The organism is Micromonospora sp. KC207 (assembly GCF_004348615.1).
Taxonomy (GTDB): domain Bacteria; phylum Actinomycetota; class Actinomycetes; order Mycobacteriales; family Micromonosporaceae; genus Micromonospora.
In genome coordinates, this window is record NZ_SMKJ01000193.1 from 1 (window position 1) to 13921 (window position 13921).

Annotated in this window: 13 protein-coding genes; 9 read left to right on the forward strand and 4 right to left on the reverse strand. The window is 72.7% G+C overall.

The window, feature by feature from the left end; all coding sequences use genetic code 11:
• Positions 1-106 precede the first annotated feature (106 nt).
• Positions 107-928 (reverse strand): helix-turn-helix transcriptional regulator, encoded by an 822-nt coding sequence (locus E1258_RS22035; protein ID WP_132404459.1) that lies wholly within the window; start codon positions 926-928, stop codon positions 107-109.
• A 255-nt stretch (positions 929-1183) separates the two neighbouring features.
• Here E1258_RS22035 and E1258_RS22040 point away from each other — a divergent pair, with 255 nt between their 5' ends.
• Positions 1184-1567 (forward strand): WhiB family transcriptional regulator, encoded by a 384-nt coding sequence (locus tag E1258_RS22040; RefSeq protein ID WP_132404461.1) that lies wholly within the window; start codon positions 1184-1186, stop codon positions 1565-1567.
• Between the two features lie 201 nt (positions 1568-1768).
• On the opposite strand, the gene E1258_RS22045 is transcribed toward E1258_RS22040, so the two are convergent.
• From E1258_RS22045 to groES, 3 genes are all read right to left on the reverse strand, one after another.
• Positions 1769-3358 carry a molybdopterin-dependent oxidoreductase gene (locus tag E1258_RS22045; protein WP_132404463.1) on the reverse strand — a complete coding sequence of 530 codons (1590 nt, stop codon included), beginning with the start codon at positions 3356-3358 and terminating at the stop codon, positions 1769-1771.
• Between the two features lie 169 nt (positions 3359-3527).
• The gene (gene groL / locus E1258_RS22050; RefSeq protein ID WP_132404465.1) at positions 3528-5174 is read right to left on the reverse strand and encodes a chaperonin GroEL; all 1647 of its coding nucleotides are present in this window, start codon (positions 5172-5174) and stop codon (positions 3528-3530) included.
• A gap of 70 nt (positions 5175-5244) precedes the next feature.
• Positions 5245-5559: a co-chaperone GroES gene (groES, locus tag E1258_RS22055; protein ID WP_018222648.1), complete on the reverse strand. Its 315-nt coding sequence runs from the start codon at positions 5557-5559 to the stop codon at positions 5245-5247.
• A 331-nt stretch (positions 5560-5890) separates the two neighbouring features.
• On the opposite strand from groES, the gene E1258_RS22060 reads away from it, so the two are divergent.
• From E1258_RS22060 to E1258_RS22095, 8 genes are all read left to right on the forward strand, one after another.
• A complete protein-coding gene (locus tag E1258_RS22060) occupies positions 5891-7159 on the forward strand; it encodes a methyltransferase domain-containing protein (RefSeq protein WP_132404467.1) in 1269 nt (422 codons plus the stop codon).
• Between the two features lie 98 nt (positions 7160-7257).
• A complete protein-coding gene (gene ybaK / locus E1258_RS22065) occupies positions 7258-7737 on the forward strand; it encodes a Cys-tRNA(Pro) deacylase (RefSeq protein ID WP_132404469.1) in 480 nt (159 codons plus the stop codon).
• 234 nt (positions 7738-7971) lie between these two features.
• A complete protein-coding gene (locus tag E1258_RS22070) occupies positions 7972-9072 on the forward strand; it encodes a sugar ABC transporter substrate-binding protein (protein ID WP_132404471.1) in 1101 nt (366 codons plus the stop codon).
• 118 nt (positions 9073-9190) lie between these two features.
• The gene (locus E1258_RS22075) at positions 9191-10012 is read left to right on the forward strand and encodes an ATP-binding cassette domain-containing protein (protein ID WP_132404473.1); all 822 of its coding nucleotides are present in this window, start codon (positions 9191-9193) and stop codon (positions 10010-10012) included.
• Entirely contained in the window at positions 10009-11268 is a 1260-nt protein-coding gene (locus E1258_RS22080) for a sugar ABC transporter permease (RefSeq protein ID WP_132404475.1), read from the forward strand. The genes E1258_RS22075 and E1258_RS22080 overlap by 4 nt, the downstream gene beginning before the upstream one ends.
• Positions 11269-11296: 28 nt before the next feature.
• The gene (locus E1258_RS22085; protein ID WP_132404477.1) at positions 11297-12478 is read left to right on the forward strand and encodes an ROK family transcriptional regulator; all 1182 of its coding nucleotides are present in this window, start codon (positions 11297-11299) and stop codon (positions 12476-12478) included.
• An 82-nt stretch (positions 12479-12560) separates the two neighbouring features.
• A complete protein-coding gene (locus E1258_RS22090; RefSeq protein ID WP_132404479.1) occupies positions 12561-12860 on the forward strand; it encodes a DUF1707 domain-containing protein in 300 nt (99 codons plus the stop codon).
• Between the two features lie 210 nt (positions 12861-13070).
• Positions 13071-13763 carry a DUF4142 domain-containing protein gene (locus E1258_RS22095; RefSeq protein WP_243715617.1) on the forward strand — a complete coding sequence of 231 codons (693 nt, stop codon included), beginning with the start codon at positions 13071-13073 and terminating at the stop codon, positions 13761-13763.
• Positions 13764-13921: the final 158 nt, after the last annotated feature.

The window sequence follows — 13921 nt, forward strand, 5'->3', positions numbered from 1 at the left end:
CCTAGCCCCGGCCCCTCTCCCGCGATCCTGCACCTTCGGCCCGACAAACGCCGCGAAAGTCAGGAACCGTGGACACCAAGTGCAGGATCACCGAGGGGTCAGCGGGTCAGGTGACCAGGCCGGCGCGGAAGCCGGCGGCAACAGCGTGCGCGCGGTCCCGGGCGCCGAGCTTGCGGAACAGCCGGCGGGCGTGCGTCTTGACGGTGTCCTCCGAGACGAACAGCTCGCGGCCGATCTCGGCGTTGCTCTTGCCCTCGGCCATGCCGAGCAGCACCTGGAGCTCCCGCTCGGTCAGGCCGATCGCGCTTCGGCCGCCACGGGCCGGGGCGCGACGCTGCCCGGCCGCCGCCACGGCCTCGCCCTCACCGGCCGCCTCCACCTCGTCGTCGCCACGCTGCACGGGCACCACCGCCGGCGGAGCGCCCGCCGAGCCCTCGGGTCCCGCCGGCCAGGTCGGGCCGGACTTGGCCGGGGGGCGCCCGGCCGGCGCGGAGCGCACCGGCCCACCGACGGAGGCGGCGTCCCGGAGCGGGTCGGTCACCCGGCTGTGGGCGGCACGGCCGGGTGCCGAGAGCAGCAGCAGGGCCTTGGCCACCGCGCTCGTCAGGTCGTGGTCGGTGCCCTGGATCAGTCCCCGGGCGCCGGCGCCGATGGTGGCGGCGGCGGCCTCGGACTCCTCCGCGCCGAGCAGCAGCACCGCAGCCTGCGGGGCGCGGGCCAGCACCCGCCGGACGAAGCCGGCGCTGTCCGGGCGGGTGAGGGCGGTGTCGGCGAGCACGACGTCCGCCGGCCGCTCCGCCAGGCGCAGCATCACCTCGGGATCGGAGACGGCGGTACGGACAGCGGCGGACAGTCCGAGTCGCGCCGCCGCGGTGGTCAGTTGCTGCGCGGCGAGCGGTGTCCGAACGCACACGAGAACAGTACGCACTGTGGTCTCCTCTCCGACCCCGAGCAGACCATGGGGAGGTCGCTTCGGGTGGGTGTTCCCGGCAATCCTCCGAACTTTTCCGACAGATAGGTCATATAAGTCATTCTGTCCGAGCTTTGCGATCACAGGAGTGTGAGCCGGAGGAAGTCGGGGTACCGGGGAGCCTGAGCCGGAAACGGTGCGCCAGCGGGGCCGCCGCCCGGACACCGGTCAAGCTGAGGATCTCCGCGGTGCCGCGCGGGAGGAGGGGTGCTGATGCCGAACGTACGCAGGCTGCCCGGACCCATCGTCGACCTTTGGGACTGGCAGCGGCTCGGTGCCTGCCGGGGCCGCGACAGTGCCCAGTTCTTCCACCCGGACGGCGAGCGCGGCTCCTCCCGACTGCGCCGCGAGTCCAGTGCCAAGGCGGTCTGCCGGGTCTGCCCCGTACGCGCCGAGTGCGCCGCGCACGCCCTCGCCGTCCGCGAGCCGTACGGGGTCTGGGGCGGCTTCAGCGAGGCGGAGCGACTGCGACTGCTCGCGGTGGGCTGGGAGGACCTGGCCGACCGCCGGCAGTCACGGGTCGACGTGGTTCGCCTCGAGGCCCGCCTCGGCCGCCCGCACAAGTCCACCGTGCCGACCCAGCGCAGCGTCGCCTGACGCACCGGACACCGACGGCGCATCGACGGCTCCGCGTCCCCGACCCGGGACGCGGAGCCGCGTCATGTTTCCCAGCCCCCGTCCGGGGGCTGCCGCCCTTCGCCACGCCCACGGTCGGGTGAGGCCCACCAGGCAGGCCCACCGACACGCCCACGGCCGGGTGACCGGCTCGCCGGCCTGCCGGCATACGCGGGTGGACGGTCAGCGGACGGTGACCCGCACCGTGTGCCAGCCGGTTGCGCCGTCCGGGTCGACCCGCTGCCGGCGCTCGGTCTGCGTCTCGCCGTCGGCGTCGGTGGCCCGCACCTGGAGGGTGTGCTCGCCGGTGGTGGCCGTCCACTGCCAGGACCACTGCACCCAGGTGTCCACCGAGACAACGGGCGCGAGCGTCGCCTCCCGCCACGGGCCGTCGTCGACGCGTACCTCGACCCTGCGAATGCCCCGGTGCTGGGCCCAGGCCACCCCGGCGACCGTCACCGGGCCGGCAGTGAGGCGGTTGCGTGGGCGGGGGGTGTCGATCCGCGACTGGGTCTTGATCGGCCCCTGCGCCGACCAGCCCCGGGGCACCCAGTACGCGTCGAAGTCGGCGAAGCTGGTCAGCTCCAACTCGGTCACCCACTTGCAGGCCGAGACGTAGCCGTACAGGCCGGGCACCACCATCCGTACCGGAAAGCCGTGCTCCACCGGCAGCGGCTCGCCGTTCATGCCCACCGCGAGCAGGGCGTCCCGGCCGTCGCGCAGCACCGCCGTCGGGGTACCGCAGGTCCAGCCATCGACCGAGCGCCCGACCACCTGGTCCGCGCCCTCCTCCGGCCGCGCCTCGTCGAGCAGTTCCCGGATCGGCACGCCGAGCCACCGGGCGTTGCCGATCAGGTCCCCGCCCACCTCGTTCGACACGCAGGCCAGCGTGACGTACCGCTCGACCATGGGGCGGGCCAGCAGGTCGGCGAAGCTCAGCTCGATCGGGTTGCGCACCCGGCCGTGGACGCGCAGCCGCCAGGTGTCCGGATCGACCTGTGGCACCACCAGGGCGGTGTCGATCCGGTAGAACCCGAAGGTGGGACTGACGTAGGGGGCGAGCTGGGAGAGGGAGAGGTCCGCCCCGGCCGGCACCGCCGGCGCGGGCGAGGCCGGCGCGGGCAGGGCGACCGCCTGCCGGGCCGCCGACACCCCGCGCCGCCCGGCCAGCCAGTGCCCGCCCAGCCCGGTGACGACGGCCGCGCCGGTCAGCGCGCCGACGCCGGTGAGGAACCGCCGCCGCCCCTCCGGAGGCAAGGAACGGCCCCTTGTTGACAGGGGGGTGTTGACAAGGATTCCTTCCCTGCTCTCGGCTGGCGGAGTCCAGGGCCAGGGGTCGGGGTGCAGGGGGCCGGCCAGCAGCAGCCGGAGCGCCAGCGCGCCGAGGGCCGCGCCGACCAGCGCGGGCAGCGCGTCGGCGGCGTCCGCGCCGGCCCGGGTCAGCGCGGCGGCCACCCCGAGGGCGGCGAACACCGCGATGCCCGCCGGGCCTAGCCACAGCCGGCGCGCGGCGAGGACGCCGAGCAGCGCCGCGAAGCCGGCGAGCAACAGCGCCGTGCAGACCAGCAGGGCGATCTTGTCGTACGTGCCGAAGACGGCGATGCCGAACTGCTTGACCGGCTCGGGGACGGTGTCCACCACCAGTCCTCCGACGGCGACCAGCGGTGCCGACCGGGGCCCGGTCAGCACCGCCACCGGTTCGGCCGTACCGATCGCGACGGCGGCGGCGGTGATCCCGGCCAGCGCGGCGTACCCGCGCGAGATGACGCCCATCCGCCCAGTGTTTCCGATCGGGCCGGCGCAACGACAGGGACGTCAGCGTTCCGTAAGCAACAACCCAGGGGCGTTCCGTAAGCAACAACCCCGGGGGAAAGCGGGGCGGATGCGCGTCAGGGCACGCCGTGGGGAGCCGGCGTGCCCTGAGCGTGTCGTACGGCGTAGGTCAGAAACCCGGGCCGTGCTGGTGGCCGTGGCCGTGCGAGTGGCCGTGGCCACCGGCGGCGGCCGGCTCGGCCTTCGCCGGCTTCTCCACCACCAGGCTCTCGGTGGTGAGCAGCAGGCCGGCGATCGAGGCGGCGTTGGTGACGGCGTTGCGGGTCACCTTCACCGGGTCGATGATGCCGGACTTGACCAGGTCGACGTAGTCGCCGACGGCGGCGTCGAGGCCGTGACCCCACTGGCTGTCGGCGACCTTCTGCACCACCACGTAGCCGTCGTGACCGGCGTTCTGGGCGATCCAGCGCAGCGGCTCGACCAGCGACTTGCGCACGATCGAGACGCCGGTCTTCTCGTCACCGGTGAAGCCGAGGTCGTCGTCGAGCGCCGGCAGGATCTGCGCCAGGGCGGCGCCGCCGCCCGGGATCGTGCCCTCCTCGACGGCGGCCTTGGTCGCGGCGATGGCGTCCTCGATGCGGTGCTTGCGCTCCTTCATCTCGACCTCGGTCGCCGCGCCCACCTTGATGACCGCGATGCCACCGGAGAGCTTCGCCAGCCGCTCGGCCAGCTTCTCCCGGTCCCAGTCGGAGTCCGAGGCCTCGATCTCCTTGCGGATCTGCGCGACCCGGTCGGCGACCTCGCTGGCCTGGCCACCGCCGTCGATGACGGTGGTGTTCTCCTTGTCGACCACGACGCGCCGGGCGGTGCCGAGCACCTCCAGGCCGACCTGGTCCAGCTTGTAGCCCAGCTCCGGGGCGACCAGCTCGGCGCCGGTGAGGATCGCCATGTCCTGCAGCATCGCCTTGCGGCGGTCGCCGAAGCCGGGGGCCTTCACCGCGCAGACCTTGAGGGTCTTGCGGATCGAGTTGACCACCAGCGTGGACAGGGCCTGACCCTCGACGTCCTCGGCGATGATCAGCAGCGGCTTGCTGTCCTGGAGGACCTTCTCCAGCAGCGGCAGCAGCTCCTCGATCGCCGAGATCTTCTGCGTGGTGATCAGGATGTACGGGTCCTCCAGGACCGCCTCCTGCCCCTCCACGTCGGTGACGAAGTTCGGGGAGATGAAGCCCTTGTCGAACTGGAGACCCTCGGTCACGTCCAGCTCGGTGGTGAGCGCGGAGCCCTCCTCGACGGTGATGACGCCGTCGCGGCCGACCTTCTCCATCGCCTCGGCGATCAGCTCGCCGATCGTGGCGTCCTGCGCGGAGATCGTCGCGACGTGCGCCACCGACTTCTTGTCGGCGACCTCGACGGCCCGGCCGAGCAGCGCCTCGGAGACCTTGGCCGCCGCCGCGTCGATGCCGCGCTTGAGGCCGGCCGGGTTGGCACCGGCGGTGACGTTGCGCAGGCCCTCGCGGACCATGGCCTGGGCCAGCACGGTCGCGGTGGTGGTCCCGTCGCCGGCGACGTCGTTGGTCTTGGTCGCCACCTCCTTGACCAGCTGCGCGCCGAGGTTCTCGTACGGGTTGGTGAGCTCGATCTCCTTGGCGATGGTCACGCCGTCGTTGGTGATCGTGGGCGCACCGAATTTCTTGTCCAGGACGACGTTGCGCCCGCGCGGGCCGAGAGTGACCTTGACCGTGTCCGCGAGGGCGTTGACACCGTGCTCCAGCAGGTGCCGGGCGTCGTCCGAGAAGCTCAGGATCTTCGCCATCTTTATCCCTTCGAAGCGTCACTGCCCCGGCCCGGCGAGCCGGACCGGGGCAGTGGCACTGATCGGTTGCTTACTTCTCGATGACCGCGAGGACGTCGCGGGCGGAGAGCACCAGGTACTCCTCGCCGGCGTACTTGACCTCGGTGCCGCCGTACTTCGAGTACAGGACGGTGTCGCCGACCTTCACGTCGATCGGCACGCGGTTGCCCTTGTCGTCGATCCGGCCCGGGCCGACAGCGAGGACGGTGCCCTCCTGCGGCTTCTCCTTGGCGGTGTCGGGGATCACGATGCCCGACGCCGTGGTGGTCTCAGCCTCGTTCGCCTGGACCACGATGCGGTCCTCGAGCGGCTTGATCGCAACCTTGGTCGCGGTAGTCACGGGCATACCCTCCTGGGGTACTGGTTTCGTTGCTGGACGGCGGGGCCGACCAGCGTCAATCTGCCACATGCCACCGGGCGGGGCCGTCGTCGCGGGTGCCGGTCCGCCTGGCGTCAAACCCCCGGGCACGGGGCCCGGAAGTTGGCACCCTCGATGGGAGAGTGCTAATCGCAGGTTAGGCCGTGGCTAGCACTCCGTCAAGGAGAGTGCCAACGCGTCGCCCTTCGTGTCGCCACAAATTCCGCCGCTCGTTACCGCGACGCGCCGGGATGCCCCCCCCCCCCGCGTCCGCCTCCCTACCGTCGGTCAACCCCGGCCGGGGCCGGACAATGAACGCGTGGATCTCGACCAGCTCGCCGCCCTGCGTACCCCCGAGGGGTCGGCCGCGCTCGCCGCGGCGACCGAGGTGGCCGGCGGCGACCCGCTGGCCGCGGCGGCGGCGCTCCGCTCGGCCGGGGTGCCCGCCGGCCTGGCCGCCGCCGCGCTCACCCAGGCCGAGCTGCGCCGCCGGGCGGTCGGCAAGTTCGGCCCGGCGGCGGCCGGCATGTTCCTCACCCGCGCCGGGCTGGAGCAGGCCACCCGGGGGGTGGTCGCGGCCCGACGAGCCGACCGGCTGCGCGCGGCCGGGGTGCGCACCCTGGCCGACCTGGGCTGCGGCCTCGGCGCCGACGCGCTCGCCGCCGCCCGCGCCGGCATCCGGGTGTACGGGGTGGAGGCCGACCCGGTCACCGCCGCGATGGCCGCCGCGAACGCCGAGGCCGCCGGGCTGGCCGACCGGTTCACGGTGGAGTGCGGCGACGCCACGGCGTTCGACGTGTCCCGGGTCGACGCCGCGTTCTGTGATCCGGCGCGGCGCAAGGCCGGCACGGGCCGGCGCGTCTTCGACCCGAACGCCTACTCGCCGCCGTGGGACTTCGTCACCGCGCTGGCCGAGCGGGTGCCGCGCACCGTCGTGAAAGTAGCCCCTGGGCTCGACCACGCGCTGATCCCGGCCGGCGCGGAGGCGGAGTGGGTCAGCGTGGGCGGCGACCTGGTCGAGGCCGCCCTGTGGTGCGGCCGCCTGGCCGAGGTGCCCCGCCGCGCGACCGTGTTGAAGGAAGGGCCCCCTGTCAACGCTTCCGGTATAGCAGGGGCCCCCTGCAATCACCCTGCCGACCGTCAGCCCATCGACCGCCAGCCCGTCTGCCATCAGCTCACCGGCTCCGGCGGGGCCGAGGCGGCCGTCGGCCCCGTCCGACGGTACGTCCACGACCCCGACCCGGCGGTGGTCCGCGCGCACCTCGTGGCGGAGCTGGCCGGCGCGCTGGACGCCACGCTCGCCGACCCGACCATCGCCTACCTGTACGCCGACGCCCCCGGCGCGACGCCGTTCGCCCGCTGCCTGGAGGTCACCGACACGCTGCCGTTCTCACTGAAGCGGCTCCGTGCCCTGCTGCGGGAGCGCGGGGTGGGCCGGGCCGAGATCCTCAAGCGCGGCTCGGCGCTGGAGCCGGAGCGGTTGCGGCGCGACCTGCGGCTGGCCGGTCCGGAGGCGGCGAGCCTGGTGCTGACCCGGGTGGCCGGCGCACCGACCGTGCTGGTGTGTCACCCGGTGCCCGCCGGCTGAAGCGGCGGTGCCGGCCGCACCCGGCCGACCCTCCGAAGCACCGGGCGAGAAAGGTCGACCGCTGGCCCGTCGGGCGGCGGCGGGCTAACTTGTCGGGCATGGCGGGACAGGGCACTCCGGCGACGGCGCTGCTGGCGAAGCGGAAGATCCGGCACAGCACCCACCCGTACGACGTCTCGCCGGACGCCCCGAACTACGGCGTGCTCGTCGCGGCGGCCCTGGGCGTGCCCCCGGAGCGGGTGTTCAAGTCGCTGGTGACCGAGGTCGACGGCGCGCTCGCGGTGGCGGTGGTGCCGGTGACCGGCGAGCTGGACCTCAAGGCCCTCGCCGCCGCGCTGGGCGGCAAGCGGGCGACGCTGGCCGACCGCGCGGTCGCCGAGCGGGCCACCGGGTACGTGCGCGGCGGGATCAGCCCGCTCGGCCAGCGCAAGCGGCTGCCCACGGTGCTGGACGCCTCCGCGCTGGCCCACGACACCGTGTACGTCTCGGCGGGCCGCCGCGGCCTCCAGCTCCAGCTCGCCCCGGCCGACCTGATCGCCCTCACCGACGCCACCACCGCTCCCGTCGCCGCCGGTTGACCCGGGCCGAGCGGCGGCCCCTTCCGGCCGAGCCGAGCCGAGCCGCGCCCTTCCGGCTGACCAGTTTCGGCGCGGTTAGGGCGGGGTGTCGACCACGTTGCTGAATTGTTACCGCCGCCAACAAACTTCTGACCTCGCCACTCTTGTGCCGGGAGCCTGGCGCGCAATACGTTGCCGGACACAACAAAACATCGTTTCATCTCCACTCCCCCACCCCCGAAAGGACCCGTGCAGATGCGCAAGGGCTTCCTCACCTTCGCTGCCGTGGGCCTGTTGGCCACCGGCAGCGTGGCCGCCTGCGGCGAGAACTCCGACGGCGGCAACCAGGCCGGATCGTCCGACAAGAAGCCGAAGATCGGCGTGATCCTGCCGGACAGCAAGTCCTCCGCCCGCTGGGAGGGCGCGGACCGCAAGTACCTTGAGGCCGCGTTCAAGGCCGCGAATGTCAAGTACGACATCCAGAACGCGCAGGGCGACAAGACCGCGTTCCAGACCATCGCGGACCAGATGATCACCAACGGGGTGACCACCCTGATGATCGTCAACCTGGACTCGGGCACCGGCAAGGCCGTGCTCGACAAGGCCAAGTCGCAGGGCATCGCCACGATCGACTACGACCGGCTCACGCTGGGCGGCTCCGCGCAGTACTACGTCAGCTTCGACAACGAGGCCGTCGGCAAGCTCCAGGGCGAGGGCCTGGCCAAGTGCCTGACCGACAAGGGCGTCAAGAACCCGGCGATCGCCTACCTCAACGGCTCGCCGACCGACAACAACGCCACCCTGTTCAAGAGCGGCTACGACTCGGTGCTCAAGCCGAAGTTCGACTCGAAGGAATACACCAAGGTTGCCGACGACTCGGTGCCGGACTGGGACAACACGCAGGCCGCCACCATCTTCGAGCAGCAGCTCACCAAGGCCGGCGGCAAGATCGACGGTGTGCTGGCCGCGAACGACGGCCTCGGCAACGCCGCCATCTCCGTGCTGAAGAAGAACAAGCTCAACGGCAAGGTCCCGGTGACCGGGCAGGACGCCACCGTGCAGGGCCTGCAGAACATCCTCACCGGTGACCAGTGCATGACCGTCTACAAGGCCGTCAAGCAGGAGGCGGACGCCGCCGCCGAGCTGGCCATCGCGGTCGCGAAGGGCGAGAAGAAGGACACCGGGCAGACCGTCAAGGACGTCGAGGGCAACCGGGACGTCCCGGCCGTCCTGCTGGAGCCGAAGGCCATCTACAAGGACAACGTGAAGGACGTCGTGGCCGACGGCTTCGTCACCAAGGACGAGCTCTGCACCGGCGCCTACGCCAAGCTCTGCGCCGACGCCGGCATCAGCTGACCCGTACGCCGACCGTCGTACCCGCCAGGCGACGCCGCCCGGCACGGTGACCCCGTGCCGGGCGGCGGCCCACGCCGGACGGGCTTCGCGACCTCCCCTCCGCGACAAGGAGACCCTTGTGTCCGCAACCCCCCTGCTGGAACTACGAGGGATCGACAAGAGCTTCGGTCCCGTCCAGGTGCTGCGCGACGTCGCCCTCACCGCCCACCCCGGCGAGGTCACCGCGCTGGTCGGCGACAACGGCGCCGGCAAGTCGACCCTGGTGAAGTGCATCAGCGGCATCTACCCGACCGACTCCGGCGAGTTCCTCTTCGAAGGCCGCCCGGTCAGCATCAACAGCCCCCGGGACGCCGCCGCCCTGGGCATCGAGGTCGTCTACCAGGACCTCGCGCTCTGCGACAACCTCGACATCGTGCAGAACATGTTCCTCGGCCGGGAGAAGCGCACCGGGGTCGTCCTCGACGAGCCGACCATGGAGCAGATGGCCGCCGAGACCCTGGCCGGGCTGAGCGTGCGGACGGTGAAGTCGCTGCGCCAGCACGTCTCCAGCCTCTCCGGCGGCCAGCGGCAGACCGTCGCCATCGCCAAGGCGGTGCTCTGGAACAGCCGGCTGGTCATCCTCGACGAGCCGACCGCCGCGCTGGGCGTCGCGCAGACCGCCCAGGTGCTGGAGCTGGTCCGCCGGCTGGCCGACAACGGCCTCGCCGTCGTGCTCATCTCACACAACATGAACGACGTCTTCGCGGTCTCCGACCGGATCGCCGCCCTCTACCTCGGCCAGATGGTGGCCCAGGTGAAGACCACTGACATCACCCACTCGCAGATCGTCGAGCTGATCACCGCCGGACGCTCCGGCGCCCTCGGGCTCGCCGCCGAGCCGGCGGGTGGCAACGGCGCCGGCGGCGCGGCCGTCGGCACGACGCGGGGAGCCCTCCGATGACCAGCACCATCGTGAAGAAGGAAGGGCCGGCTGCGGTCACCCCGCCCGTCACCGTCGGCGGCCACGTGCGCAACTACGTCAGCCGGGTACGCGGCGGCGACATCGGCGCCCTGCCGGCCGTGCTGGGCCTGATCGTGCTCTGCACGGTCTTCGCGATCATGCGGCCGTCGTTCCTGTCGGCCGGCAACTTCGCCAACCTGTTCACGCAGGGCGCGGCGGTCACGCTGATCGCGATGGGGCTGGTCTTCGTCCTGCTGCTCGGCGAGATCGACCTCTCCGCCGGCTTCGCCAGCGGCGTCTGCGCGGCGATCCTCGCCAACGTCGTCACCGTGCTCGGCTACCCCTGGTGGGTCGCGGTGCTCGCCGCGATCGTCACCGGCGTGCTCATCGGCACCACGCTGGGCTTCCTGGTGGCGAAGATCGGCATCCCGTCCTTCGTGGTCACCCTCGCCGGTTTCCTCGCTTTCCAGGGCATCGTGCTGATGCTGATGAAGGACGGCAGCAACATCTCCGTACGCGACGAGACGCTGGTGGCGATCGCCAACCGCAACCTGCCGCCCGCGATCGGCTGGGCGCTGGTCGCCGTCGCCGTCGCCGGCTACGCGGCGGTGCAGCTGGTGCGGCACCGCAACCGGTCCGCCCGGGGGCTCGTCACCGACCCGCTGACCGTGGTCCTCGCCCGGGTGGGCGTGCTGGCGGTCATCCTCGGCGTCGCCGTGTACGTGCTCAACCTGGAGCGCAGCCGCAACGTCCTGATCACCTCGCTCAAGGGCGTGCCGATCGTCGTGCCGATCATCGCGGTGCTGCTGATCGCCTGGACCTTCGTGCTCCAGCGCACCAGCTACGGCCGGCACGTCTACGCGGTCGGCGGCAACAAGGAGGCGGCCCGCCGCGCCGGCATCAACGTCGACCGGATCCGCATCTCGGTCTTCGTCATCTGTTCCTCCATGGCCGCGATCGGCGGCATCGTGGCGGCGAGCAGGGCCAACTCGGTGGACCCCAACACGGGTGGCAGCAACGTACTGCTCTACGCCGTGGGCGCGGCGGTGATCGGCGGCACCAGCCTCTTCGGCGGCAAGGGCCGGGTCCTCGACGCCGTGCTCGGCGGCGCGGTGGTCGCCGTGATCGACAACGGCATGGGTCTGATGGGCTACAGCTCGGGGGTGAAGTACGTGGTCACCGGCGTGGTGCTGCTACTCGCCGCGAGCGTGGACGCCTTCTCCCGGCACCGGTCGGCCGCCAGCGGCAACCGCTGACACCCCCCGCACGGAAGCACCGGTAACGATGCGTGTGGGACCGAGCCAGGACGAGATCCGTCGGCAGAACCTCGGTGCCCTGCTGCGCTACGTGCACGTCCACGGCGCGACGACCCGCGCCGAGCTGACCACCACGCTCGGGCTCAACCGCAGCACCATCGGCGCGCTGACCGCCGACCTGGCCGGCGCCGGGCTGGTCAGCGAGGGCGCGCCGAAGGAGACCGGCCGGGCCGGACGACCGTCGCTGGTCGTCCGGCCCGAGTCGGAACGGGTCTACGCGTACGCGTACAGCGTGGAGGTGGACCGGCTGCGGGCCGCGCGGATCGGTCTGGGCGGCGCGCTGCTCGATCACCGGGAGCTGGACCGGCCCCGCAACCTGGTGGCCGGGGAGGCCGCGCCGCTGCTGGCCGGCGCGGTCAAGGAGATGCACCAGTCCGTCCCGGCGGGCGCGGTCTGCGTCGGGGCCGGGGTGGCGGTCTGCGGCATGGTCCGCCGCGACGACGGCCTGGTGCGGCTCAGCCCGACCACCGGCTGGGTGGACGAGCCGATCGGCGCGGCGCTCGCCGCCGAGCTGGGCATCGACGTGCCCATCACGGTCGGCAACGTGGCCGACGTGGCGGCCTTCGCCGAGCACGCCCGGGGCGTCGCCGCCGGCTGCGACAACGTCATCTACCTGTACGGGGACGTCGGCGTCGGCGCCGGCATCATCGCCGGCGGCCGCCGGCTGACCGGGCACGGCGGGTACAGCGGCGAGGTCGGCCACATGGTGGTGGTCCGAGGCGGGAAACCCTGCGAGTGCGGCTCCCGGGGCTGCTGGGAGACCGAGATCGGCGAGCACGGGCTGCTGCAGGCCGCCGGCCGGTCCGACGCGCGGGGGCCCGACGCGGTGCTGGCCGTCTTCGAAGCCGCCGACCGGGGCGACGCCCAGGCCCAGACGGCGGTACGGCAGGCCGGCGACTGGCTCGGCTTCGGCGTGGCCAACCTGGTCAACATCTTCAACCCCGAGATGGTCATCTTCGGCGGCACCATGCGGGACCTGTACCTGGCGGCGGCGGCCCAGGTGCGCAGCCGGCTCAACTCCATCGGGCTGCCCGCCTGCCTGGAGCACGTGCGGCTGCGTACCCCGAAGCTCGGCGACGACGCGGCGCTGATCGGCGCGGCCGAGCTGGCGTTCGAGCGGCTGCTCGCGGATCCCCTCGACGCGGCCTGACCGCTCTGACCGCCGCCGGCTGACCGCCGCGCCGCGTCACACGGTACGTCGCGGGCAGACGCGGCTGCGTACGCTGTCCGGCGTGGACGTTGAGCTGCGCGCCTCCGACGACGACCGGCACCGGGTCGTCGCCGGCCTGCAACGGCACACCTCGTTGGGCCGGCTCACCCTGGACGAGTTCTCCGACCGGGTCGCCGAGGTCTGGGCCGCCCGCACGCTCGGCGACCTGGCCGCGGTGACCCGGGACCTGCCCGCCGACCCGCCCGCCGACCCGGCCGCCGCCGCTTCGCCTGCGCACGGCCGGCGGGACATGCTGGTCGTCTTCGCGGTCGCCGTCGCCACCCTGCTCCTGCTCGGCCTGCTGACGGCCGTCACCCGCTGACCCGTCGCCTCCGGTTCCCCACCGGGTTCACGAGATGCTCTTCGGAGATCCGGATGAACTGATCGCGGCGGCGATCCGTACCAGTGACCGGACGGGCGGCCATGGGACTCGGTCGCCCGGACGGACGCGTTCGGCCCGGACCGAGGAGGCACCGCACCCATGGCACCGCTCAGATCCGCACGTCGCCGGCCAGGGCACCGGACCCACCGGATGGCGACCCTGGTTGTCACCTTCGTCGCCGCACTGGGGGTGCTACCCGGCATGGCCCTCGCCGCGCCGGTCAACTCCCAGCTCAACGCCGCCGACATGACCCTGCTAGCCGGGGTACGCCTGGCCGGCCTGTGGGAGATGCCGGCCGGCGAGATGGCCGCCGAGAAGGGCCAGTCGGCCCGGGTGCGCGAGATCGGCGCGGAGATCTCCCGGCAGCACGGGGTGCTGGACCAGCTCGCCGTGGACGCCGCCAACAAGCTCGGCGCGACCCTGCCGGCGGACGCCACCGCCGAGCAGAAGGGGTGGCTCAAGGAGATGCAGGAGTCCACCGGCGCACGGTTCGACCAGATCTTCGTGACCCGGCTCCGGGTGGCGCACGGCAAGATCTTCCCGGTCATCGGCGCGGTACGGGCCAGCACCCGCGACGCGACCGTCCGCAAGCTCGCCGACGACGCCAACGACTTCGTCTCGGACCACATGGCGATGCTGGAGAGCACCGGCCTGGTCCGCTGGGAGCAACTGCCGCCCGCCGCGCTCCCGCCGGCGCAGAGCGACTCGCTGGTCGCGGCGGCCGCCGCGAACGTCGGCAGCGGCGGCCGGATCGGGGTCAGCACCACGGTGGTGTGGCTGGTCTTCATCGCCGCACTGGGTACCGGTGGCATCGCCACGTACCGGATCCTGCGCCGGAGCTGACCGGGCCTGGGTGTGAGGAGGGGCCCCTGTGCAACGGAATGCGTTGGCAGGGGCCCCTCCTCGCATGTGCGGCTGCGGCTGAACGTGCGGCCGCGGCTCAGCGGTCCACCTGGGTGAAGTCCCAGGAGTGCGGCGGGCGGGCCACCAGGGTCGCGGGC

What these genes read in the sequence shown, in the direction of transcription:
- E1258_RS22040 (WP_132404461.1), top strand. Translation starts at nt 1,184, where the DNA reads ATGCCGAACGTACGCAGGCTGCCCGGACCCATCGTCGACCTTTGGGAC.
- E1258_RS22085 (WP_132404477.1), top strand. Translation starts at nt 11,297, where the DNA reads ATGCGTGTGGGACCGAGCCAGGACGAGATCCGTCGGCAGAACCTCGGT.
- E1258_RS22095 (WP_243715617.1), top strand. Translation starts at nt 13,071, where the DNA reads ATGGCGACCCTGGTTGTCACCTTCGTCGCCGCACTGGGGGTGCTACCC.
- E1258_RS22045 (WP_132404463.1), bottom strand. Translation starts at nt 3,358, where the DNA reads ATGGGCGTCATCTCGCGCGGGTACGCCGCGCTGGCCGGGATCACCGCC.
- groES (WP_018222648.1), bottom strand. Translation starts at nt 5,559, where the DNA reads ATGCCCGTGACTACCGCGACCAAGGTTGCGATCAAGCCGCTCGAGGAC.
- E1258_RS22080 (WP_132404475.1), top strand. Translation starts at nt 10,009, where the DNA reads ATGACCAGCACCATCGTGAAGAAGGAAGGGCCGGCTGCGGTCACCCCG.
- ybaK (WP_132404469.1), top strand. Translation starts at nt 7,258, where the DNA reads ATGGCGGGACAGGGCACTCCGGCGACGGCGCTGCTGGCGAAGCGGAAG.
- E1258_RS22070 (WP_132404471.1), top strand. Translation starts at nt 7,972, where the DNA reads ATGCGCAAGGGCTTCCTCACCTTCGCTGCCGTGGGCCTGTTGGCCACC.
- groL (WP_132404465.1), bottom strand. Translation starts at nt 5,174, where the DNA reads ATGGCGAAGATCCTGAGCTTCTCGGACGACGCCCGGCACCTGCTGGAG.